Annotated in this window: 24 protein-coding genes; 11 read left to right on the top strand and 13 right to left on the bottom strand. The window is 57.0% G+C overall.

Translation table 11 applies throughout. The features are described from left to right. Positions 1–77: 77 nt before the first annotated feature. The 3 genes from LJ739_RS09685 (at position 78) to LJ739_RS09695 (ending at position 3,389) form a co-directional block, all read left to right on the top strand. On the top strand, positions 78–647 hold the full coding sequence (locus tag LJ739_RS09685; protein ID WP_229159930.1) for a hypothetical protein: 570 nt from the start codon (positions 78–80) through the stop codon (positions 645–647). Positions 648–951: 304 nt separating this feature from the next. Then, positions 952–1,689, top strand: coding sequence for a 23S rRNA pseudouridine(2604) synthase RluF (rluF, locus tag LJ739_RS09690; protein ID WP_229159932.1), 738 nt, complete (start codon positions 952–954; stop codon positions 1,687–1,689). A 107-nt stretch (positions 1,690–1,796) separates the two neighbouring features. Next, positions 1,797–3,389, top strand: coding sequence for an ABC-F family ATPase (locus LJ739_RS09695; RefSeq protein ID WP_229159934.1), 1,593 nt, complete (start codon positions 1,797–1,799; stop codon positions 3,387–3,389). A gap of 24 nt (positions 3,390–3,413) precedes the next feature. Here LJ739_RS09695 and LJ739_RS09700 read toward each other — a convergent pair whose 3' ends face one another. After that, positions 3,414–4,157: a TrmH family RNA methyltransferase gene (locus tag LJ739_RS09700; RefSeq protein ID WP_229159937.1), complete on the bottom strand. Its 744-nt coding sequence runs from the start codon at positions 4,155–4,157 to the stop codon at positions 3,414–3,416. A gap of 95 nt (positions 4,158–4,252) precedes the next feature. On the opposite strand from LJ739_RS09700, the gene rlmE reads away from it, so the two are divergent. Then, entirely contained in the window at positions 4,253–4,873 is a 621-nt protein-coding gene (gene rlmE, locus LJ739_RS09705; protein WP_229159938.1) for a 23S rRNA (uridine(2552)-2'-O)-methyltransferase RlmE, read from the top strand. Positions 4,874–4,875: 2 nt separating this feature from the next. Here rlmE and ylqF read toward each other — a convergent pair whose 3' ends face one another. After that, the gene (gene ylqF / locus LJ739_RS09710) at positions 4,876–5,880 is read right to left on the bottom strand and encodes a ribosome biogenesis GTPase YlqF (RefSeq protein WP_229159939.1); all 1,005 of its coding nucleotides are present in this window, start codon (positions 5,878–5,880) and stop codon (positions 4,876–4,878) included. A 197-nt stretch (positions 5,881–6,077) separates the two neighbouring features. On the opposite strand from ylqF, the gene LJ739_RS09715 reads away from it, so the two are divergent. The 4 genes from LJ739_RS09715 (at position 6,078) to LJ739_RS09730 (ending at position 8,315) form a co-directional block, all read left to right on the top strand. Next, positions 6,078–6,584 (top strand): hypothetical protein, encoded by a 507-nt coding sequence (locus tag LJ739_RS09715; RefSeq protein WP_229159940.1) that lies wholly within the window; start codon positions 6,078–6,080, stop codon positions 6,582–6,584. Between the two features lie 5 nt (positions 6,585–6,589). Beyond that, the gene (locus LJ739_RS09720) at positions 6,590–7,459 is read left to right on the top strand and encodes a LysR family transcriptional regulator (RefSeq protein ID WP_229159941.1); all 870 of its coding nucleotides are present in this window, start codon (positions 6,590–6,592) and stop codon (positions 7,457–7,459) included. An 81-nt stretch (positions 7,460–7,540) separates the two neighbouring features. Beyond that, a complete protein-coding gene (locus LJ739_RS09725; protein WP_229159942.1) occupies positions 7,541–7,993 on the top strand; it encodes an HNH endonuclease in 453 nt (150 codons plus the stop codon). 43 nt (positions 7,994–8,036) lie between these two features. Further along, positions 8,037–8,315, top strand: coding sequence for a peptidylprolyl isomerase (locus LJ739_RS09730; protein ID WP_229159943.1), 279 nt, complete (start codon positions 8,037–8,039; stop codon positions 8,313–8,315). A gap of 66 nt (positions 8,316–8,381) precedes the next feature. On the opposite strand, the gene LJ739_RS09735 is transcribed toward LJ739_RS09730, so the two are convergent. The 5 genes from LJ739_RS09735 to LJ739_RS09755 all read right to left on the bottom strand — a co-directional run bounded on the left by LJ739_RS09735 (position 8,382) and on the right by LJ739_RS09755 (position 11,943). Beyond that, on the bottom strand, positions 8,382–9,050 hold the full coding sequence (locus tag LJ739_RS09735; protein WP_229160677.1) for a DUF799 domain-containing protein: 669 nt from the start codon (positions 9,048–9,050) through the stop codon (positions 8,382–8,384). 1 nt (position 9,051) lies between these two features. Further along, positions 9,052–9,396 carry a DUF4810 domain-containing protein gene (locus tag LJ739_RS09740; RefSeq protein WP_229159945.1) on the bottom strand — a complete coding sequence of 115 codons (345 nt, stop codon included), beginning with the start codon at positions 9,394–9,396 and terminating at the stop codon, positions 9,052–9,054. Positions 9,397–9,409: 13 nt separating this feature from the next. Next, positions 9,410–10,093 (bottom strand): CsgG/HfaB family protein, encoded by a 684-nt coding sequence (locus LJ739_RS09745; protein ID WP_229159947.1) that lies wholly within the window; start codon positions 10,091–10,093, stop codon positions 9,410–9,412. A gap of 94 nt (positions 10,094–10,187) precedes the next feature. After that, a complete protein-coding gene (locus tag LJ739_RS09750) occupies positions 10,188–11,135 on the bottom strand; it encodes a DMT family transporter (protein WP_229159949.1) in 948 nt (315 codons plus the stop codon). A 100-nt stretch (positions 11,136–11,235) separates the two neighbouring features. Next, a complete protein-coding gene (locus LJ739_RS09755) occupies positions 11,236–11,943 on the bottom strand; it encodes an AraC family transcriptional regulator (protein ID WP_229159950.1) in 708 nt (235 codons plus the stop codon). A 176-nt stretch (positions 11,944–12,119) separates the two neighbouring features. On the opposite strand from LJ739_RS09755, the gene LJ739_RS09760 reads away from it, so the two are divergent. After that, the gene (locus tag LJ739_RS09760; protein ID WP_229159952.1) at positions 12,120–12,470 is read left to right on the top strand and encodes a YciI family protein; all 351 of its coding nucleotides are present in this window, start codon (positions 12,120–12,122) and stop codon (positions 12,468–12,470) included. Here LJ739_RS09760 and LJ739_RS09765 read toward each other — a convergent pair. Continuing rightward, positions 12,433–13,719 carry an RNA polymerase sigma factor gene (locus LJ739_RS09765; RefSeq protein WP_229159955.1) on the bottom strand — a complete coding sequence of 429 codons (1,287 nt, stop codon included), beginning with the start codon at positions 13,717–13,719 and terminating at the stop codon, positions 12,433–12,435. The genes LJ739_RS09760 and LJ739_RS09765 overlap by 38 nt on opposite strands. A gap of 181 nt (positions 13,720–13,900) precedes the next feature. On the opposite strand from LJ739_RS09765, the gene LJ739_RS09770 reads away from it, so the two are divergent. Further along, entirely contained in the window at positions 13,901–14,476 is a 576-nt protein-coding gene (locus LJ739_RS09770; protein ID WP_229159957.1) for a DUF1579 family protein, read from the top strand. Between the two features lie 18 nt (positions 14,477–14,494). Here the strand turns inward: LJ739_RS09770 and LJ739_RS09775 are convergent, their stop codons facing one another. Next, positions 14,495–15,940 carry a DUF1996 domain-containing protein gene (locus LJ739_RS09775; protein WP_229159959.1) on the bottom strand — a complete coding sequence of 482 codons (1,446 nt, stop codon included), beginning with the start codon at positions 15,938–15,940 and terminating at the stop codon, positions 14,495–14,497. Positions 15,941–16,105: 165 nt separating this feature from the next. Further along, positions 16,106–16,486, bottom strand: coding sequence for a VOC family protein (locus LJ739_RS09780; RefSeq protein WP_229159961.1), 381 nt, complete (start codon positions 16,484–16,486; stop codon positions 16,106–16,108). A 194-nt stretch (positions 16,487–16,680) separates the two neighbouring features. On the opposite strand from LJ739_RS09780, the gene LJ739_RS09785 reads away from it, so the two are divergent. After that, positions 16,681–17,916: a serine hydrolase domain-containing protein gene (locus LJ739_RS09785; protein WP_229159963.1), complete on the top strand. Its 1,236-nt coding sequence runs from the start codon at positions 16,681–16,683 to the stop codon at positions 17,914–17,916. 15 nt (positions 17,917–17,931) lie between these two features. Here the strand turns inward: LJ739_RS09785 and LJ739_RS09790 are convergent, their stop codons facing one another. The 3 genes from LJ739_RS09790 to LJ739_RS09800 all read right to left on the bottom strand — a co-directional run bounded on the left by LJ739_RS09790 (position 17,932) and on the right by LJ739_RS09800 (position 21,343). Continuing rightward, entirely contained in the window at positions 17,932–18,585 is a 654-nt protein-coding gene (locus tag LJ739_RS09790; protein WP_229159965.1) for a cupin domain-containing protein, read from the bottom strand. Between the two features lie 121 nt (positions 18,586–18,706). Beyond that, positions 18,707–20,824, bottom strand: a complete 2,118-nt coding sequence (locus tag LJ739_RS09795; protein WP_229159967.1) for a sensor domain-containing protein — start codon at positions 20,822–20,824, stop codon at positions 18,707–18,709. 72 nt (positions 20,825–20,896) lie between these two features. Continuing rightward, a complete protein-coding gene (locus LJ739_RS09800; protein ID WP_229159968.1) occupies positions 20,897–21,343 on the bottom strand; it encodes a MarR family winged helix-turn-helix transcriptional regulator in 447 nt (148 codons plus the stop codon). Positions 21,344–21,490: the final 147 nt, after the last annotated feature.

A 21,490-nucleotide genomic window follows, 5' to 3' on the forward strand; every position in this document is an offset into this window, starting at 1 on the left:
CAAAAAATTTAGATTGCCTAACGAATAAGCCTTTGGTGGTTATGGTATGCGGCATCTAGAAATTGAAGAATCAGTCATTGTCGAACAAAATCGTACTAGCAGGTCAATCAAGCCAACCGCTGATGCGGCGGCTGATTCAAGGTTTGGTATCAGGGACGAAACATATGTCATTTCTAGTTAAGTTCAAGGATCACATAAGTTCTGTAGGAGTAATAGTCGCAATTGTTTTTTCGTCGTTAGCTCTTTTAAGTAATCCCAAAACTCCTGATTTAGTTGTTTCGTCAGAAGTTATTGATAATCTAACTACTAGAGTTGTTGTGTATAACGGTGGAGATGGACCATGTGCAGGTTTTAAGATTTCATATAGCAACGTCTACAGTTTCGTAGAACAAATAGTGCAATATCAAGAGTCAGCATTACCAAACAAAAAACTAGATGTGAATAAACAGGGAGAAACTGTTATCGCTTTTCCCGCGAGAGCTCCTGACAAAGTCGGTAGATGTGAACAAGAAAAATGTAAAATCAACGGTGAGTTTTTAGCGCCAAATCAGGCATTTGCTCTAGATTTCAAAAAAATAAACACAGCCCAAAAAGCTGCTGTAGTTAACTTTCTTTGTTACGAGGATGATGCAAGTATCAGGGTATGACACCTAACCATCGTATTAATTCGCTCGCAAGCTCGTTGTGATAATAGCACGTGGGCTCCCTGCGCTGCGCTTGGTATTGTAGCCTACGTGTTTTTGTCCGTTATTTGGGTGTTGAACGTCTGCTTTTTGTTGACAGAGTACGATCATCTTTTCAACGTCCCCCTACAGGCACAAACTTAACCTAGGCCCCTTAGAGTCACTATGAAGTTGAACGGGCCTATGGCAGTACGAAAATAACCTGTAAACTTCCCCCTTAATTTGACGATTTCAACAGTGCGTCGGGCGGCGCGTCGACGGGTTAATGATGAGTACACAAGCACCCAAGCGATTAAACAAATACCTCAGCGATACCGGCGTGTGTTCACGCCGGGAGGCGGATAAATTCATTGAGCAGCAGCGGGTGACCATCAACGGCAAGCTGCCGGAGCTGGGCACCAAGGTGCAGCCCGGCGATGTGGTCAAGCTGGACGGTAAGACCGTCGGCGGCGTGGCCGAGGATAAATCCGACCGCATTTACATTGCCTACCACAAGCCCATCGGCATCACCTGTACCACCGAGCGGCATGTGAAGGGCAATATCATCGATGCGGTGGGCCACAAAGAGCGCATCTTCCCCATTGGCCGGTTGGACAAACCCTCCGAAGGGCTGATTTTGCTCACCAGTGACGGCGACATCGTCAACAAGGTGCTGCGCGCCGAGAATGCCCACGACAAAGAATACATCGTCACCGTCAACCAGCCGATCAGCGAACGCTTTCTGAACAAGATGGCCCGCGGCGTGCCCATTCTGGGCACGGTGACCAAACCCTGCAAAGTAACGGCGCGGGGCAAGTGCCAGTTCAGCATCATCCTCACCCAGGGGCTCAACCGGCAAATCCGCCGCATGTGCGAATTCCTCGGCTACGAAGTCACCAAACTCAAGCGCACCCGCATCATGCACATTCAGCTGGGCAAACTGCGCCCCGGTGAGTGGCGCAACCTGACCGAGCAGGAACTCAGGCAACTGCACAACGCGGTGAAACACTCGAAGAAAACTGCCTGATCCCTCTGCCTTTTCTTTGGGTGAGGTGGACGGGTTTGTCTGCTATACTGCGCGGCCTTCAGCGTCCGCGCTGTGTCTGACAACCGCCAATATTCGAGAGTTTCCCTTTGATCAGTGCCGCCAACATCACCATGCAGTTTGGTTCTCAACCGCTGTTTGAAAACATTTCCGCCAAATTTTCCAACGGTAACCGCTACGGTCTGATCGGTGCCAACGGCTGCGGCAAGTCCACCTTTATGCGCATTCTGAGCGGCAAGCAAACGCCCACCGCGGGCAACGTATCGCTGGCCCCCGGCACCAAGCTGGGGATCCTGAACCAGGATCAGTTTGCCTACGAAGAGATGTCGGTGGTCGACGCGGTGATCATGGGTGACACCGCACTGTGGGAAATCAAGCAGGAGCGCGATGCCATCTACGCCAAGGCCGACATGAGCGAAGAAGAGGGCATGCGGGTGGCCGATCTGGAAGTGCAGTTTGCCGAAATGGACGGGTACACCGCCGAGGCCCGCGCCGGGGATATCCTCACCGCCGCCGGCATTGAAGAAAAATACCATTTTGGCCTGATGAAAGAAGTGGCCCCCGGTCGCAAGGTGCGGGTGTTGTTGGCCCAGGCGCTGTTTGCCGACCCGGATGTGTTGCTGCTCGATGAGCCGACCAACAACCTGGATATCTACACCATCCACTGGCTGGCCGAAGAGCTGAACAAGCGCAAGTCCACCATGCTGATCATTTCCCACGACCGCCATTTCCTCAATTCGGTGTGTACCCACATGGCCGACATTGATTATCAGGATCTGCGCATTTTCCCCGGCAACTACGATGATTTTGTTGCCGCTGCGGCGCAAATTCAGGAACAGTTGCAGCATGAAAATGCCAAGAAGTCGGCGGAAATCGAAGACCTGCAGGCCTTTGTGGCACGCTTCTCGGCCAACGCGTCGAAAGCCAAGCAGGCCACCTCGCGGGCACGCCGCCTGGAAAAAATCGAGCTGGCCGAGATCAAGGCCTCCAGCCGCCGCCGTCCGTACATTCAGTTCAAACAGCACAAGAAACTGCACCGTCTGGCGATCACGCTGGACGGGGTAGGACACGGTTATCCCAATCTGCCGCTGTTCAGTGACGGCAACGTGTTGCTCGAAGCCGGGTCGCGCCTGGCCATCATCGGTGAAAACGGTGCGGGCAAAACCACCTTGCTGAAATGCCTGATCAATGAGCTTGAAGCCAACGAAGGGCGGATCAAATGGGCGGAGAACGCCGCGATTGGTTATATCCCTCAGGACAGCAGCCGTGACTTTGACGGCGACTGGACCCTGTTTGAATGGATGTCGCTGTGGCGCGGCCCCAAACACGACGACCTGCAGGTCAAGGCCATGCTGGGCCGTCTGCTGTTCAGCGCCGATGACTTCAACAAGAAAGTGCGGGTGTGTTCCGGTGGTGAGAAGAACCGTCTGTTGTTCGGCAAGCTGATGTTGCAGGACATCAACGTGCTGGTGCTGGATGAGCCCACCAACCACCTCGACATGGAGTCGATCGAGGCCCTTAACCATGCCTTGTTGCAGTTTGACGGCACCATCATCTTCGTCAGCCACGACCACGAGTTCATCGCCTCACTGGCCACCCAGGTGATCGAGATTGCCGATCAGAAACTGAATTTCTTTGACGGCACCTACGACGAGTTTGTGGCCAGCAGCGCCGGGCGCTAACGCCTGCGCGTGTGTCGCTGTGCGCTACAGCGACAGCTGATAGGCACAGATCCCGACCGAGTTGGCCAGATTCAGGGAATCGATGGCGCCGCTGCCGGGAATGGTAAAGGCATTGCCGTTGATGGCCGTCACTGACGCAAGGGGCACCCCCCGTGCCTCATTGCCAAACAGGTAGCAGTCATAATCGGCAAACGCCGGGGTGTTGACCGGCGTGCCATGCAGATCCAGATAGGCAAAGCGGGTAAACCGCTGGGGCAAGTCTGCCAACGCCACATCCACCTCTATCGGCAAATGAAAAATCGCCCCCATGCTGGCGCGCACCACTTTGGGGTTGAACGGGTCAACACTGTTGGGGCTGAGCAGCAGGCGAAAGCCGCCAAACCAGGCCAGGGTACGGATAATGGTGCCCAAGTTACCGGGGTCCTGCACCTCATGCAGGTAAATGCACTTCTCGCCCGGCTGTGGGGCGGATTGATGAGCAGAAAGATCCGGCAAGGGCACACAGGCCAGCATGCCCTGGGGCGTCTGGGTGTCACTCAGCTGGGCCATCTGCTTGTCATTGACCACTTCGAGTCGAAAACCGCTACCTAACTGGCGGGCCCAGTCGGCATGTTCTTCCGTCACGTACAGGGTGATACGCTGGGCTTCCGCCGGGTTGCTGATGGCCTTTTGCAGCTCCAGGATCAGGTGCTCGCCTTCCACCAGGTAGTGGCCCAACTGGTTGCGGTATTTCTTCTGATGCAGTTTTTTGACATCGGTTAGCTTCATCGTGGCGAGCCTGTCCATCGGTTAGGGTTTTGCAATTCAGGCTCGCAAGTTTACAATACTCGCCGTTTTAGCGATACCAACAGCAGACTCACTTCATGGCCCGATCAAAAACCAGCAAGAAATGGATGGATGAACACGTCAACGATCCTTACGTGAAGAAGGCACAGATTGACGGTTATCGCTCCCGCGCCAGCTACAAGCTGATCGAAATCAACGAGAAAGACAAGCTGTACGGCCCCGGCAGTGTGGTGATGGATCTGGGCTCGGCCCCCGGTGGCTGGTCACAGATTGTCGCGCCGGTGGTGGGCGACAAGGGGCGGGTGATCGCCTCGGACATTCTGCCCATGGACAGCATCATCGGCGTCACCTTCATTCAGGGCGATTTTACCGAGGCGTCGGTGTACGAGGAAATCCTCGACGCGCTGGGCGGTGATCCGGTGGATACGGTGATCTCCGACATGGCGCCGAACCTCAGTGGGGTGAAAAGCACCGATCAGTACGGCTCCATGTACCTGGTGGAACTGGCGCTGGACATGGCGCGCAACGTGTTGAAGCCGGGCGGCAGTTTCTGCGCCAAGGTGTTTCAGGGCGTGGGCTATGACGAGTACGTCAAGGATGTGAAGTCGTCGTTCAACAAGGTGATTGTGCGCAAACCGGCCGCCTCACGGCCCCGTTCCCGCGAAGTCTATCTGGTCGGCAAGGGCTTTAAAGGCTAGCCTCAGCGCCGGCCTTTTTTCATCCGCCGGCTTTGCTCTTCGCGCTTTTCGGTGCGCTTTTCCTTGCGATCTTTCTTGTCCGGCGTCAGTGAGCCTTCTTTAAAGCGCTGCTTGCGTTTGGCCTTGTCCTCGGCTTTTTTCTTGGCCGCTTCGGCCATCTCAATTTCTTCCTGCACCAGCATTTCCGGGGTTTCCAGACTGATACGGCCGAGCTTGCCCGATTGCAGCTCGTTGAGCAGAATTTCACAGATCTTGTGCAGGTTCACCCGGCCACCGGTCATGATCGCGCCGCGTTTGCGGGCCGCCGCTTCGAGGAATGCCAGTTCGGTGTCCGGCAGTTCGTCCAGCTTGTAGTGGCGTTGCATCACCTCAGGATAGGCCTTGATCAGATAATCGGCGGCATAGAAACCCACGTCGTCGTATTCCATCGCGGTGTTTTTGACTGCCCCGGAGGCGGCCAGACGATAAATGGAGTTGGGGTTTTCCTGTTTCGGCCACAGCACTCCGGGGGTATCGTGCAGCACGATGCCGTTACCCAGGTTGATCCGTTGCTGGGCTTTGGTCACCGCCGGCTCATTGCCGGTCTTGGCAATGGTGCGCTGGGCGAGGATGTTGATCAGGGTGGACTTGCCCACATTGGGAATGCCGGTGATCATGGCGTTGATGGCTTTCACCGACGCCTCTTTGTCGGCGCAGATGCGGCGCACCAGATCCATGATCTTACGGCTCTCGGCGGGCTTGTCGCTGGAGGTGGTGATGGTGGTCACGCCACGCTCACTTTCCAGGTGTGCCTGCCAGCGGGCAGTGATCTCGGGGTCGGCCAGATCAAACTTGTTGAGGATCTTCAGGCATGGCGTATTGCCACGGATCTTGGCAATTTCAGGGTTTTCACTGGAATAGGGAATGCGCGCATCCAACACCTCAATCAGAATGTCTACCTGATTGAGCGACTCCTTTATTTCTTTCAGGGCTTTGTGCATATGCCCCGGAAACCACTGTAATGCCACGTCGGCTTTTCCTCGAAGGTTGAAAAGCCGCTATTCTAGCGCATTTTGGCCCCCTTGGCGCACTGTTCGTGAAACCCGGCCTGCGACGGAGTAGTGTTGCGTCAGAGCAACGATATAAACCGATAATTCGCCAACGGTGGCCACAAGTGGTGTGTTAGCATCCAATCACTGTTTGCGATGACATTGAGGTCAACCTGATGAAGCACTTCCCCTTGCAAGCCCTGTTGAGCCTGTTTATCTGCCTGCTGGCGGCGTTGTTGCCGGCCCACGCAGCAGCCGACGATGATGCGCTGATCCAGCGCCTGTTTGCCAATTACATGGAAAAATACAACCACTACATTCAGCACGGCGAGCTCAACCGTGAGCCGGACCTGTACCATGCTCAGGTGATGCTGATGTCGCCCAGCGGTTCGCCCAATGTGGTGACCTCTGCTGTGCTGTATGATCAGGTGCAGGGGTTTCTGGATCGCCTCAAAGGGCAGGGCGTTGCCTCGGTGAACTGGGAATCGGTGTCGGTGAAACCGCTGGGGGAAAACATGGCGGTGGTCAGCAATGTGGCGGTGCGTTACCGCGACGATGGCTCGGTGCACAACCGGGTTGGCGCGACTTATTTTGTATCGAAACTGGCTGACCAATGGCGCATCGGCGCATTTGCGGTGCATACCCCCGACAGCCCGCCACAAGGCGAAGTCTTTGCTGAGTAACTGCCGTGGAGAATTGGGATGATTACCGGCTGATCCTGGCCCTTCACCGTGGCAAGTCGCTGCGCCATGCCGCCGCGCAACTGGCGGTCAACCACACCACGGTATCCCGGCGCCTCGTGGCGCTGGATAACAAATTCGGCGCACCGGTGGCCGAGGCTACCCCCAAAGGTTTTCAGCTAACCCCCCTCGGCGAGGCATTGCTCGGTGTGGCGCTGGAGATGGAAGCACTGGTAAAACACAACCAGCGTATCGAACGGGCCATGCAACTGGACCTGAGCGGGGCCATCAGGGTGTCGGTGCCACCGGCGCTGTTGCAGTATGCGCTGCTCGATGAACTGTGCGCGTTTCAGCAACTGCACCCGGGCATTGCGCTCAATATCAGCTCGAATTACCAGGCGGTGGACCTGGATGACTGTGAAGCCGACGTGGTGGTCAGGGTGTCCAACACCCCCAGTGAACACCTGGTCGGCCACCGGTTGTTTCCGATCACGGTGAACTACTACGCCAATCCCCGTTACCTGGCTGAAACCCCACCGGACAAACGGCGCTGGATTGTCGACCCCAACACCGGTGATCCCGCGCAGTGGATACAGCACAGCCCGTTTCCGGATGTGCCGGTGGGGCTGACCATCGACGATCTGGTGTTGCGTCATCAGGCCGCAGCAAACGGCTTTGGACTGATTCGCGGCGCCCATTACATTGCCACCCAGTTTGCCGAACTGACGGTGGTGGGCGACCAGCCCAATGCGCCGTTGATGGACATCTGGGTGCTGACCCATCCCGACTACCGCGACGTGGCGCGGATCAAAACCCTGATGGCCTACCTGACCGACTGTCTGCGCAGCAAAAAGTCGCAGTTTGGAGAAAGCGACTAGTTTCAATCTTTTGGAACCCTTTCGCGAACCATTGAGGTGTGGTATAAAAATTTACCAACCACGGAATGGTGAGAAGATTGAATGTCCAAAGTAAAAGTCATTTTCAGAATGAAGGACTCCGAATATACTCGTAGTTATCAGTCTCCAAGAGTCGCTTTCAGAGAGGTATACAAATACCTTGAAGGTGCCGATAGCGACCCCTTCCGAATGGCAATGTATTGCGATCCTGATGACTTGCCACGAACGTTTCACAAAGCTATAGACGTTCCATACAACCCACTCAAGAAAAAAACAAAAGCGGGATTTTATAACTCGCAAGCTTGGCGAAAGTTACGTATGGAAGCGCTCGACTTTTACGGGCGCAGGTGTGTTGCATGTGGAGCAAGTGCGCGCTACGGTGCGGATTTGCACGTTGACCATATAAAGCCGCGATCCAAGTATCCTGATTTGGAGCTAGAACTGGATAACTTACAGATTTTATGTGAGAACTGTAATAGGGGTAAAATGGCTGACTATGAGGAGGATTGGCGGTAACGATTTCGGTATACTGCCGGTGTTACGTTTAGAGGAAACCACCATGCCACGTGCCAGCGCCTACCACATTCTGGTTAAAAGCAAAGACGAAGCAGAAAAGCTCAAGCAGCAACTGGCCAAAGGCGCCAACTTTCAGCAACTGGCCAAGAAGCACTCTATCTGCCCGTCGAAAAAGCGTGGCGGTGATTTGGGCGAGTTTAACCGGGGTGATATGGTCAAGGCCTTCGATGACGTGGTGTTCAAGAAGCCCCTGTACGAAGTGCACGGGCCGGTCAAAACCAAGTTTGGCTATCACCTGATCAAGACGGTGTACCGCAGCTGAGTTTGCCTGATAATAGTGACATAAAAAAACGCGCCATCGGCGCGTTTTTTAGTGCCGTTTGTCAGGTTACTGACTCCCCACCTGACCGTACTTGGGTGAGCGTGGGCCGTACAGCAGGCCGTTGTGTTTGTCGGCCGACAGCAGGCGGTCGGCGGCCACTTCGCTGACCTCGAAGCCGCGGTCGGTGAGGGTTTCAAACACCTGATTGACGGCCGCTTCCACCAACATACCGAGGAAGCTGCTTTCATTGCTGTCGCCGCGCTGCTCGGACGACGATGCGCTAGCGCGATCCTGCCACAGCACGGTACCGTCGCGCAGGTCCACCAGGGTGGCCGACACCGTTACCGTGGTGTCACTGGCGATCACCACATAGCTGGTGCCGTAGTTTTCGATGCTCATGTACAGCGCCGCATCGGCGCCGAAGATCTCGCGCAACTTCTGGATCGGCACCGCGTGTACATCCTGGGCCACGGTCAGGCCGTTGTTGCGAAAGGTCTGCGCCACCAGGGTGACCGGAAAGGTGTAGTAGCCCGCTTCACTGATGGGCTTCATCACCTGGGCCATCAGGGCATAGGGGGCAACGATTTCCGGACTGCGGTTTATCGGCGGCAGCACCAGAATGGAATGGGGCGCGGCGTTCTGGAACGCGGTGTAATCATGGCTGGGGCGGGTGCTGGCACAACCACTGGCCAGCAAGACCAGGCCGAGCACCAGCAGGGGTTTAATCCTCGACATCTCAGGTATCCTTGTGGGCATTGAGCAGAAAATCCATGTACTGGGCCGACTCCGGGAACAGCGCCTTTTCTTCGTTGAGGTGACGCTCTCCGAGCGCCGTTTCGCCGGTTTCGAAGTACAGCATGCCGAGGTGGGCGTGGATCCCCGGAGCCACCGGCTGGTTCTTGGCCATCGCCCGGGCAATCACGTCTTCAAGCACGGTGATCTGCTCACCGATGCTCAGATCGTTGCCGTTGAAATAGCTGTACATGACCTTGTTAAATGGCCCGTGGTAGTACAGTTTCGGGGTCTGGCTGCAACCGGCCAGCAACAGCGCGGCGCAGCCGAGTATCGTCCATGCTTTCATCGTGCTGCCTTGCTCACAATGCCCAGTCGCCGGATTCGATGCCGTTGACCAGTTTGTTCACCACTTCGCGCACCGCCAAGTCCAGCACCTTGCCGTTCAGCGTTGCGTCATAGCTGGCGGTACTGCCAAAGCCCACCACTTCACGCTCAGACAGGCTGTATTCGCCGGCGCCCTGTACCGAGTACACCACTTCCGAGGTGCTGACATCCACCACGTTGAGGGTAATCTTGGCATACGCCACCTGAGTGCTGCCACGGCCGAGCAGGCCAAACAGTTGCTTGTCGCCAACGGTTTTGCGGCCAAACTCGGTGACATCACCGGTGATCACAAAGCGGGCACCGGCCAGGGTTTGGCTGGCACCGGAGCGCTGGGCTTCGTCTTCCAGCAGTTGCAGGTTATCCCGATCCAGCACGGTGAAACGGTTGGTCATCTGCAAATGGCTCATCAGCGTGGTTTTGGCCTGGTTGCCGAGGCGATCCTGGCCGGTGGAGAAAATGCCGTTCTGGAAGTTGGAGCGGTTCACGAACCGGCCGACCACCAGTTTGCTTTTTTCGCCCCGGTAGTCGGTGTTGTAACTGGCGACTGTGGGGGTCTCTACCACCTGGGAGGTGGTTTTGGTGGCGCAGCCCGACAGGGTCAACGCCGCGCCAACGGCCAGTGCGGCAGCGGTGCGGGAAACAGATGATCGCTTGAACATGGTAATTCCTTTGTACTCAGTGTTGATGGTGATGCACTGATCATATGCGATCGCATCAGGACCCGTGGTAAAAATTTGTAAAAAACTGTCGTGGTCAGGGGCAACTGACAGTGGCTTCGTCTGCCACCGTGGCCGGGGGCAGGGGTTGCTGCGAGCGGCGGGTTTGCAGCACCAGACACACAAACACCAGCGCCATGCCCAGCCAGCCAACAGTTTTGAACCCTTCGCCCACCACCACGATGGCCAATACCGTGGCCACCAGGGGTTCAATCAGGGTGATCAGGGTGGCCTGGCTGGCTTCGACTACCCGCAGGCCGAGGCCAAACAGCACATAGCCGAGAAACATCGGCACGATTGCCATGTACACTGCCACTGCGGCGTTGTTGGCACTGGCCAGCAGGGTGTCACCGGTCCAGGCCAGTGATGGCAACAGCACCACTGCGGCCAGACCAAACATCGATGCCATGGCCGACTGAGACGACACGCCTCGGTGGATCAACCCCCGCGCGGCCCAGGCATAGCTGGCGTAGGTCAGCGCCGCCAGCAGTCCCAGCAGCACCCCCCATGTGGTGTGCGCGGCAGAGTGTGTTGCGGCGCTGTCCGGTGCTTTGCCGATGGCCAGCAGGGCAATGCCCAGTGCACCGAGGGCAAAGCTGAACAGCCAGTGGCGCGACACGCGGGTTTTGCTGAAAAGACGCTCCAGCAGCGCGGCAAAAAACGGCGCGCTGGCGATGGATACGACGGTGCCGATGGCCACACCGGCCAGACGCATGGAGGTGTAGAATGCCAGTGGGTAGATGGCCACGGCAGCACCGCCGAGCAGCAACAGCGCGGGATGCTGACGCAGACGGGGCAGATCGGCGAGCAGACGATTCCGGGCACTGAGTACCAACAGAAGGCCCCCACCACCCATGGCGAACGCGCCGATGGCCAGGGACGAAATACCCGGAGCAAAACTGGCGGCGGTGCCGGTGGTGCCCCACAGCACACTGGCCAGAGCAATGGCCAGCAAACCGTAACCGTGACTGACAGACTGTGGCATACATACTTCCCGCTGGGCTAAAAGATGGTTTTCAGTGTGCGCGAGATCAACCGATGAGTTTTAACCCATCGGACGCTTTTGTTGGCACAGCAGACTGTTGTCAGCGCTTAAAGCGGGTCGGTGGTAGCCCCACCTGACGGGAAAATGCGCGGCTGAACGCCGCCGGTTCGGGGTAGCCCACCTGTTCACCGATAATGTGCAACGGGTAGTCGGTGTGGGTCAGCAGGGCCTGGGCCTTGTCCATGCGCAGGGCGGTGATGTACTGCATCACCGTGACACCGGTCTGTTGCTTGAAGACCTTTTTAAACTGGGTGTCACTCAGGCACGCCACCGCCGCCAGTTGGCTGATGCGCAACGGCTCGGCCAGGTGCTGCTCGATGTGGGCCAGTACCCCATTGATGCGATCATCCACCTTGGGGCGCAGGGCTTGCTCCGACAGCAGCCAGAAAAACGTCTGGTACATGGATTGTTCCAACTGCGGGTGCAACTGGTGCTGTAACTGGGTCTGCACAAACGTCAGGTAGCGCACCAGCGCCGCGCTGATGGCAAACACCACCCGTTGTGAAGTCGTCAGGTTGTCGGGCAGGGTGTCCATGTCGGCGACCACAAAGCGGGCTTCCCGCTCGGCGGTGAAACGGTGTTCCTGCCCGGCCCGGACCACCACGCATTCGCCGGGAGCAACCCGGCCCTCGAATTCGCCGACGTGGATATTGATCACGCCGCGCAGGGGCAACACCAACTGGTGAAAGTCGTGGGCATGGCTGACCGGCCGGGTGCTGTAGGAACGAATCGACAGTTGGTTTCGCATGATCCTGAGAGGTCGGCTGGCGACCCTGAGTGGGCAGATATCCTGTCAGCATACCGATTTTTGCCGCCGGGCAGCAAGCAGGCAAAAAAAGTTTAAAAAAATGTCCCCGCCGGGTTTGTTCATCCGTCATAGTGATAGGTGCACATTTGGGCTGCACCCCAACAAAAGGAAACATCATGAACGAATACATGTTGATTTATCAGGGCGGCGATCCGGACTGGGCCGAGAACACAAGCCCGGAAGAGATGGGCGCCATCATGGGACGCTGGGAAGCGTGGATGGGCAAGCTGGCGGCGGCAGACAAGCTGGCCAACGGCGGCGCCCCGCTGCATTATGCCGGTAAGCGCGTCACGCCGGATGGGGTGGTGACCGACATTGCTGCCAGTGAGTTCAAGGAGCTGGTCAGCGGTTACTCGGTGGTGAAAGCCGGTTCACTGGAAGAAGCCTGTGAGCTGGTGAAGGACTGCCCCATCATGGAGTACCCGGACGTCACCGTGGAAGTGCGTCAGATCCAGACCCTGGAGTAGCCAGCAAGGCCGCCAGCTGTTGCATCATCAATTGGTGCTCTCTGGCGGTACCCCCTTTGGCTCTGGCCGCTTCGGCCAGCGCGTAGGCCTGCTTGGCATCGCCCAGCTTGGCGTGCAGGTGGGCGCGGGTTGCGTCGACCATCGGCGAATGCTGTAAGGCGGGATGATCCTGTACCTCATCAATCAATGACAGCGCCTGCTGCGGCTGCCCGGCGTAGCCAAGGGCAATGGCCTGATTGATGCGCGCCAGTGGTGAAGCGGTGACTCGGTACAGCATATCGTACAACTGCACGATGCGTGGCCAGGGCGTGTCAGCAAACCGGGCTGCCGCGCAATGCTGGCGAGCAATCATGGCTTCCAGATAAAACCGTCCCACCGCCGGTGGCAGTGTTTCGGCAACGCTCAGTAGCCGGTTGGCCAAACTGATTTTATCCTGCTGCCATGCGCTGCGGTCCTGCTGATCCAGTGGCAACAGGGCACCGTCGTTGTCCAGTCGTGTCGGCGCACGGGCCAGATGGTAGTGCATCAACGCATACAATCCCAGGGTGTCCTGATTGACCAGCGCCGGAGAATCGGTCAGCAGGGTCACCAAATCCACCGCTTCGCGGCACAGGCTTAAGTCCAGTGCCTGTTCCCCCGTGCCATGAAAGCCTTCGTTGAACAGCAGGTACAGCACGGTGTGTACCGAGTCCATCGCGGTCACGCGGGCATCCTCGTCGGGCAGGGCAAAGGACAGGGGCTTGATCTGCTCCTTGCAGCGAGTCAGGCGCTTTTTGACCGTCTCGCCGGGCAGCAGCAGGGCCCGGCTGATGGCCGTCAGGCTCAGGCCACACAGGTGGCGCAGAATAAACACCAGCCGATTGGCGGGCTTGATACTCGGATGGCAACACACAAACATCATGCGCAGCTGATCCTGGTGCATCTGCTGCGGCGTAAAGGCGTTGTCCAGCACCGAGGCGGCGCTCCATTCGCTGCTCAGCTGATGGGTCAGGGCCGGGGCAAAGGTCAGGTGGGTTTTGTGTTTGCGCACCGCATCAATGGCGCGGTGGCGGGCAGTGGTTAATAACCAGGCCTGAGGGTTGTCGGGTACACCGTTGGCCTGCCAGTCGGTCAGTGCGATGCTGAATGCATCCTGCAACACGTCTTCGGCCAGGGCGAAATTGTGCGTGCCCAGCAGCCCGGTCAGGGTCGCAAGCAGCTGCGGACCGTGCTGTTTGTACAATGCTGTCAGTGTTGGCGTGGTGACCATAACGTATCAGGCCAAGGGGCAATCAAGGGGTTCACGCTACCACAGCCTGCTCGGATGTCCCAGTGTGTGGTAGGGTTGTCAGCAACATTGGTCGTATCAAACCGCCATCGGGCCGCTTTTGCGCTGAGACTGTGGTAAAAACATGGCATAAACAAATCATCATCTTGTGCAGGGGAAAGCGATGAAACCTTTTTTATGTGTCACCGTGTTGTTACTCAGTGCGGTGTGCGCCTCGGCCGCCCCTGAAACTCAAGCACCACCTTCACCGTCTGCGGCACCAAAGGCGGCGATGGACCGCCTCGAGCCATTGGTGGGGGACTGGCAGCTGACCGTCGAGATCACCGTCGATAACGGCGCTACCTGGCAACCGATGTCGACAAGCCCGGTGCGGATTGAATGGCGCCAGAAAGGCCTGATGCTGGCTGAAATTCCCCTCGATACCGATGGCCAGGGTTTTCACATGGAGACCTACCTGACCTATGACCAATACCGAAAGGTCTATCGCAAGGCGGCGATTGATGATGTGTGGGGTGTGATGGACATCTACAGCGGTCAGGTGGAAGATGCGGCGCTGGTGATGACCAACCTGGCGTCGGGCACCTTGTTTCCCATCGATGAAAGCACCCTGCGGGCTTTTCGACTCACCCTGCCGTTGGATCAGGGCGATCATCGCGTTATGCAGATCGAAAAAAGTGATGATGCCGGCGCCACATGGCAGCCGGCCTTTCGTTCCAGCTATCGTCGTATCACGCGATAGCAAATGGACATAGGGTGGTTATAGCCCTTTGCCACGGTTAATGATGGCAGGCTCTTCCTGGGTGCCCGGGCGGGTGCCGGTCAGGCGGTAGCCGTTGGCCAGATTACCGTCGTGGCAGTCCAGTTCTTGCTTGATGCAGGTGTCGAGTACCGCTTGCAGCGCTTCGGGATGCCAGGCATTGAACCAGTCGCCGTGCAGTGACATGCCGCCGGGTGTTTCACTGCTGGCGTCGTACATGTCGGAGGCCAGTTGCCAGCCCTGACTGGATTGGGTCTCAGGCTCATAGACATCGGGTTTGACCCCGAACGCATAGTGAAAGCTGACCCGGATGATCGGTACCGGGTGGGTCTCCGGGCAGGCTGTGCCTAATTGGCCACCGTAGTTGACCGGGTAGGCGAGGTGGCTTTTGTGATCGGCCGAATCCAGATCGATACCGTTCCAGCAACTGGGGAAAAAGATGTCCATGCGCAGCCGATCCGGCGCCACACATGCCGGGATGGAAGTGCTCCACTGGGGGTTACTGGACTCGTCTGACTCCCAGCTCTGGCAGTGCCAGCGCACGATGGATGTATCCTGTTCGTTGCCGGGCTGGCCCATGTGATCACCGGCGATCATTTTCAGGCCCAGCGGGATGGGTTGAATGCTGTCCAGATCGTCCACACCGGCCGAATAGTAAAAGATCTCATGGGCTTCATCGTCATTGCCCACCACCGCCGGCACCACTTTCCAGGCGTCCTGGCCGTCATCATCCACCAGACGCTGGCCGGTGTCCGGGTTATAGGCCGGCGCCAGCAAGGTCGGTACCCAATAGGCGGAACGGTTCAGGGTATTGCCCTGACAACTCGACTCCCCGTCGGTAAACAGGCTGGTGGTGGTGCTGTTTTCATCGGTCAGGGTATTGCCGTAAAAGCGGTGCAGGTGGGCAGCGCCATCCTGGCCCGGAAACACAATCGGGTCGTCGTAGCTGGCATGGGCAAAGTCGCAGTTGATGCGCAGAATGCCGCGCCAGCTGTTGGCCGCGACCGGATCCGGTTGCACGTTGGTGGCGACCAGATCCGGGTGAATACCGGCGTCGGCATCGAACAGGCTGTTAACCGTCCAATTGATCTGGCTGGCCTCACTGGCATCACCATTGTCATCCACGGCGCGTACGCTTAACGTGTGCTCGCCCACCGCCAGTGGGTAAATGTCGTGGGGGCTTGCGCAGGGTTCAAACAGCCCGTCATCCAGCTGACATTCGTAGCCACTGGCCCCCTCGCTGGCAAAGGCAATCCGGGCATAGGGTAACTGGGTCTGTGGGTCGGGTTGCTCACTGACGGTAGGGGCGTCGAGGGTCGGCGCCGGGGTCGTTACCGGTGGCGTGGTGAGCGCTGTGTCATTGTTCTCGGTGGTGGTGTCGCCGCCACCACAGCCGTACAGACTGAGCAGTAAGGTGGTGAGCAGAAGTTGTGTGTGTTGTTGCATGCTGTTCTCCGTTTGTCCTGTTGGCGAAGCGCAAAAGGCTTCGGGGTCCACGGGGCAAACGATAAGCGGCAAATGTGCAAACAATGGGCAACAATCGGGAAACAAACGTCAATCTTGACCGCCTGGCATAAAAAAGCCCGCCGATGGCGGGCCTGATTGGTACGATCATTTGATCGGTTTGAGGGCACACACTTTATTGCCGCTGGGGTCACGCAGGTACGCCAGATACAGTTTGCGTCCGGCACCTTCACGGATCCCCGGCGGATCCTCACATTCAGTACCGCCGTTGGCCAGACCGGCTTTGTGCCAGGCATCGACCATGTCCGGATCTTTGGCGCTGAAACCGATGGTTGAGCCGTTGCCGTGACAGGCCGGTTCTCCGTTGATCGGTGAGGTCAGTGCGAACACTCCGGTCTCGGTCATGTAGAAACAACGGCCTTTTTCATCCATGACACCGGGCTTGTAACCCAGTGCACCCAGAGTGGCATCGTAGAAGGCTTTGGAGGCGGCCACATCATTGGCGCCGAGCATAATATGACTGAACATTGTGAATTTCCTTTTGACTGGTTTTATGGTTCCAAATTGAAACCAAGTGGAATTATCATAACCGATTTTTTAGCAATTGGTAGTGTTTTGTGCTGATAGCCTTTCATCACAGAAATTTATTGGTGGCGGTTACCTTGGGGTTACCCCGGTACTGGCAGGGTACAGGCGTGAATGTCTGAACGAAAGGAGAGCCCATGTGCCGATTACGACAAACCCTGCTTGGCCTGACTGCGCTGTTCAGCGTGCCTGTATTGGCCACTACCTCGCTGAGCAGCGAGATCGATCACTTCCTTGACCAGCATGACCTGCCCGGCATGGTGTTGTGGGTGCAGCATGATGGCGAAGTGGTGCATTTTGACGCCCATGGCGAGGTCAATACCGAAGCGAACACCGCCATGACCCGCGAGCACCTGTTCCGGATCTTTTCCATGACCAAGCCGATCACCGCGGTGGCGGTGATGCAACTGGCAGAGCAGGGCAGGATTAAACTGGACGAGGATATACGTACTTATCTACCCAAGTTCGACCCGTTCGAAGTGGATGGCACCGCGCAGACTGTCACGGTGCATCAGCTACTCAGCCACACCGCCGGGTTTGATTACGGCGGCGGTTTCGACAGTTGGGCTGGCCTGCGCTATTTGCTGGCCAATCCGCTGAGTCGTGGCAATACCCTGGATGAATTGGTGGATGATGTCTCGGGTATCGAGTTGTTTTTCGCCCCGGGGACGCGCTGGCGCTACAGCATTGCCAGCGACATTCAGGGCGCGCTGGTGGAAAAAGTTTCCGGTCTGCCCTTCGACGAATACCTGCGCCGCCATGTGTTGACCCCGCTGGCGATGCACGATACCGGCTTTGTTGTGGCGCCAGAGGATACCCACCGGCTGGTGGATGCCTATGAGCATGAAGTCAGCACCTTTGAGGAAGCCAAAACCTTCAGTGCCGACAACATCGCGTTTATCGAAGCTGGCGAAGACAGTGACTACCTGGACAAGCCGACGCTGATGTCGGGCGGTGGCGGTCTGGTGTCGACCGCTCAGGATTACGCCCACTTTGTGACCATGCTGGCCAGTGGCGGGCGCTTCAACGGGCAGCAAATCCTGTCTGAGGCGTCGGTGGACGCGTTGCTGACCTCATACACCACCGGTCTGGATACCCAGTTTCTGCCGCGGGTGTACCCCGATGCCGGGTTTGGTTATGGCCTTGGGGTACAGGAAAAAGACACGCCTTGGCGTGCCAAAGGCAGCTTTTTCTGGGCCGGGCAGGGCGGCACGCTGTTCTGGAGTGACCCCAAACGCAAGGTACAGGTAGTGGCGATGATGCAGGTCGAAGACGGTTGGATTGCACTGGAACAATGGTTACTGCCGCGCATCGACCGGTTAATCCAGCCGTCTCAATCGAACCCGGCGCTACCCGTGTCGGGCCAACCCTGAAGCATCACAGGCGCCTCAATCCAGCGGCAGATGGCCGGTTTTAACCAGAATAACGGTGTCTTCCTCGACCCGCGGGTGATGGGCGCTACCGTGAGGACTGCGCAACCAGGTATGGGGTGGATAGCAGCCATGCTCGTCGATAAAGGTGCCGGATAACACCAGAATTTCCTCGCCGCCGAAGTGGCGGTGGGGGGTAAAGGTTTCACCGGCGGGCCATTTGACCAGCGCGGTGTGCTGGCCTTCAAAGCTGTGCAAGGGCATTACCTGCAGGTTGCCCTGACCGGGTAGCCAAGCCGTGTTGGTGGTATCCACCCTGACCGTCTCGGTGTCTCTGGGATCGAAATGGCATAACTTTACAAACAAGATACAGCCCGGCTTGCTGAACGGCGCATGCTGGCTGCCGGGCGGGTTGCGCAAGTACGTGCCTGCACCGAAGTTACCGTGCTCATCGGAAAATACACCGTCGAGGACAAAAATCTCCTCACCGGCCGGGTGCTGGTGTGTGTTGAAGGCGGCGCCGGGGGCATAGCGCACAATGCTGGTGGCCCGCCCGGATTCGCGCTCTTCCCGCTCCAGCGGTTTGCGCTCGACGCCGGCCATCGGGCTGGGTTGCCAGGATGCGTTGGCCGTCTCGATCACCACCCGCTGGGAAAAATCCATGTTGAGCATGTAAGGCTGACTCCTGAATGAATATGTGAAACATGGAACCTGATTACGTCACAGACCGGAAAAACGATGAAAACGGTGCAAAAAAACGCGTAGTGTGATGTAAAAGAGGTCGCTGGTGAGGTTAATCCAGGGTTACCTGTTGCCAGTCGCCGCTGTTCACGTAGTCGAGCAAGTCGCTCTCGCACATCGGTTTGGCGAAGTAGTAGCCTTGTAACTGGTCGCAATCCAGCCCCGACAGGAACGACGCCTGCTGTTTGGTCTCCACCCCTTCGGCCACCACCGACATCCGCAGGCTATGGGCCAGGGAGGCAATCGCTTTACACAGGGTGGCATTGTCACTGTCGGACGGTACGCCCTGTACAAAGGCGCGGTCAATCTTGACCGTGTCGATAGGCAATTTGGCCAGATAACTCAGTGACGAATAGCCAGTGCCAAAATCATCCACCGCAATGCTGGCGCCGGCGGATTTGAGTGCCGACAGTACGCCTTTGGCAGCGTCGACATTGTTGATAAAGGCACTTTCGGTGACTTCAAACTCCAGTTCACTGGCATGCACACCGTGTCTTGAAAGGATGTCCTCAAAGCGCTTGAGCAGATTGGCATCATACAATTGCTGCACCGACAGGTTGACGGCTACCCGCAGGGCTGGGGCGCCAGACTTGCGCTGGTTGGCAATCAGTTTGCACGCGGCGGTGAGCACCTGATCGCCGATATCGACGATCATGCCGGTTTCTTCGGCAATCGAGATAAACGCGGTAGGGGCGATATAACCTTCGCTGGGATGGTGCCAGCGTACCAGCGCTTCAACATGCAGGGCGTGGCTCCTGCGAGTGGATAGCTTGGGTTGGTAATGCACTTCAAATTGTTGTTCGGCGACGGCCTTTTCCAGATCGGAGATGCGCTGCAGGCGATCCACCTGACGGGCGGCAATGGCCGGATCGTAGTGGCGGATGGTGCTCTTACCGTACTTCTTGGCCGCATACATGGCGATGTCGGCTTTTTTGAGCAGTTCCAGCGCAGTGTCACCATCCTGTGGGTACAAGGCAATGCCGAGACTGGCAGACAGGCGCACACTGAAATTGCCGTAGTGTTTCTGCAGCTTCAGTTCGCTCAGGATCCGTTCTGCGCTGGCATCGATGTCATCGTCCAGCAGCACGGCGAATTCGTCCCCGCCCAGACGTGCTACCAGGGTATCGTCAGGGATGATGCCGATGATGCGTTTGGCCAGTTCCTGCAGAATGTTGTCGCCTTCATCGTGGCCCTGGGAGTCGTTGATTTCCTTGAAGCCGTCAATGTCCAGGTACAGCAGCGCAAATGGCTTTGCGGGGCTATCGGCTGCGGCAATCCGTTCATCCAGATGTTTGATGAAGAAATTGCGATTGGGCAGCCCGGTCAGTCCGTCGTAGTAGGCCAGCTGTTGTAACTGTTGCTGGTGCTGATGGATTTGTTGATTGGCCTGTTCCAGTTGCTGCTTTTGCAGGTAATCATCGGTGATGTCCTGGGCGGTGCCCAACATACGCACCGGTGTGCCGTTGCCATCGCGGTACAGTCGGGCCCGCTCGGCGATGTGTCTGATGGTGCCGTCGGCGCGGATGATGCGATGATTCACCGCGTAAGGGCGGTCTTTTTCCATCGCGGCTTCAACGGCAGCTTCCAGTTTGTGTCGATCGTCGGGATGGACAAATTGCAGGAAGGCGTCATAGCTGGCGCCAAAGTCCTGTTTTGAGATGCCGAACATGGTGTAGATTTGATCAGACCATTGCAGGCTGCCATCGCTGATGTCCCAATCCCAGGTGCCCAGCTTGGCAATCGCCTGGGAGTCTTTCAGTAGTCGCTCGGCATGCAGCAGTTTATTGTGCAGGTAGGTATCCTGATGGCTTTCCCGTAGGGTCACCAGCACATGCAACGCGCCTTCGAAAGTGATCGGCGTCAGTTCGATGTTCACTTCAATGATATTGCCCTGATGGGTACGGGCACGGAACTGACGACCATCGGCCATCATTCGCTGGCTGGGGTTTTTGAAATACCCTTTTAGCCAGTCGGTGTGCCGGGTGCGCAGGGACTCGGGTAGCAGTATATTGACCGATTGATTGAGTAAGGCCTTTTCTGTGTAGCCCAGCATGTCGCTTTTGCCGTTGGTCCAGCGGATTAATCCATCTTCAGATACCAGCAACAGCGTATCCGAGATACCGTACAGCAACGCCTGCCAGTCTGCTTCTACCGCAATATCGCCTTTCATCCAACCACACCTGAACGCACAGAAATCCTACCATACCCCACTGGGTATTTATCGTACAGCCCGAGTTGTGCCTTACAGGTTTCCGGCGTGTTCATACAGTCGGTCGATCAGGTGACTGAACTGGGCCTGTTCTTCTTCGCTGAAACACTCCAGCAGGGCGTCTTCATATTGGTAAGACAAGGGCACTATCTCGTCATACACCGACTTACCGGTAGCCGACAGGCGGATCATGGAGCGACGGCGGTCATCCTCGGCCATGTCCCGTTCTATCAGGTTGCGTTTAAGCAATTTGCTCACTGAGCGGCTCAGGATCGACTTTTCAATCTGGGTTTTGGCCGAGATCTCGTCGGCGGAAATATCCGGGTATTCACCCAGTACCGCCATGATGCGCCACTCGGTGATGGAGATGGCGAACTTGTCTTTATAGGTGTCGGCAATGATGCTACTGACTTTGTTGGAGACAATGGATAACCGGTAGGGCAGGAAGCGCTCCAGTTTCAGGATCGGTTTGTTTGCCATGCACTGTCCTTTTTTCTTTCCACTTTTTCAGGCCTGATGATGAGGGTATTTGACATTAGTTGCTGTTGCAACTAAATTGGTTGCCATTGCAACTAATTGGGGTTGAGGCCGCTGTTCGCGCTTTAACCACCCTGAACAACGACGTAG

The sequence above is a fragment of the Fluctibacter halophilus genome, assembly GCF_020687825.1.
Lineage (GTDB): Bacteria > Pseudomonadota > Gammaproteobacteria > Enterobacterales > Alteromonadaceae > Fluctibacter > Fluctibacter halophilus.

Bases quoted from the DNA above. Each gene is read 5' to 3' on its own strand.
- LJ739_RS09725 (WP_229159942.1), top strand. From the start codon at position 7,541: ATGTCCAAAGTAAAAGTCATTTTCAGAATGAAGGACTCCGAATATACT.
- LJ739_RS09750 (WP_229159949.1), bottom strand. From the start codon at position 11,135: ATGCCACAGTCTGTCAGTCACGGTTACGGTTTGCTGGCCATTGCTCTG.
- LJ739_RS09700 (WP_229159937.1), bottom strand. From the start codon at position 4,157: ATGAAGCTAACCGATGTCAAAAAACTGCATCAGAAGAAATACCGCAAC.
- LJ739_RS09715 (WP_229159940.1), top strand. From the start codon at position 6,078: ATGAAGCACTTCCCCTTGCAAGCCCTGTTGAGCCTGTTTATCTGCCTG.
- LJ739_RS09790 (WP_229159965.1), bottom strand. From the start codon at position 18,585: ATGCTCAACATGGATTTTTCCCAGCGGGTGGTGATCGAGACGGCCAAC.
- LJ739_RS09740 (WP_229159945.1), bottom strand. From the start codon at position 9,396: ATGAAAGCATGGACGATACTCGGCTGCGCCGCGCTGTTGCTGGCCGGT.
- rlmE (WP_229159938.1), top strand. From the start codon at position 4,253: ATGGCCCGATCAAAAACCAGCAAGAAATGGATGGATGAACACGTCAAC.
- LJ739_RS09745 (WP_229159947.1), bottom strand. From the start codon at position 10,093: ATGTTCAAGCGATCATCTGTTTCCCGCACCGCTGCCGCACTGGCCGTT.
- LJ739_RS09760 (WP_229159952.1), top strand. From the start codon at position 12,120: ATGAACGAATACATGTTGATTTATCAGGGCGGCGATCCGGACTGGGCC.
- LJ739_RS09730 (WP_229159943.1), top strand. From the start codon at position 8,037: ATGCCACGTGCCAGCGCCTACCACATTCTGGTTAAAAGCAAAGACGAA.
- rluF (WP_229159932.1), top strand. From the start codon at position 952: ATGAGTACACAAGCACCCAAGCGATTAAACAAATACCTCAGCGATACC.
- LJ739_RS09765 (WP_229159955.1), bottom strand. From the start codon at position 13,719: ATGGTCACCACGCCAACACTGACAGCATTGTACAAACAGCACGGTCCG.
- LJ739_RS09780 (WP_229159961.1), bottom strand. From the start codon at position 16,486: ATGTTCAGTCATATTATGCTCGGCGCCAATGATGTGGCCGCCTCCAAA.
- LJ739_RS09755 (WP_229159950.1), bottom strand. From the start codon at position 11,943: ATGCGAAACCAACTGTCGATTCGTTCCTACAGCACCCGGCCGGTCAGC.
- LJ739_RS09795 (WP_229159967.1), bottom strand. From the start codon at position 20,824: ATGAAAGGCGATATTGCGGTAGAAGCAGACTGGCAGGCGTTGCTGTAC.
- LJ739_RS09800 (WP_229159968.1), bottom strand. From the start codon at position 21,343: ATGGCAAACAAACCGATCCTGAAACTGGAGCGCTTCCTGCCCTACCGG.
- LJ739_RS09785 (WP_229159963.1), top strand. From the start codon at position 16,681: ATGTGCCGATTACGACAAACCCTGCTTGGCCTGACTGCGCTGTTCAGC.
- LJ739_RS09735 (WP_229160677.1), bottom strand. From the start codon at position 9,050: ATGTCGAGGATTAAACCCCTGCTGGTGCTCGGCCTGGTCTTGCTGGCC.
- LJ739_RS09770 (WP_229159957.1), top strand. From the start codon at position 13,901: ATGAAACCTTTTTTATGTGTCACCGTGTTGTTACTCAGTGCGGTGTGC.
- LJ739_RS09775 (WP_229159959.1), bottom strand. From the start codon at position 15,940: ATGCAACAACACACACAACTTCTGCTCACCACCTTACTGCTCAGTCTG.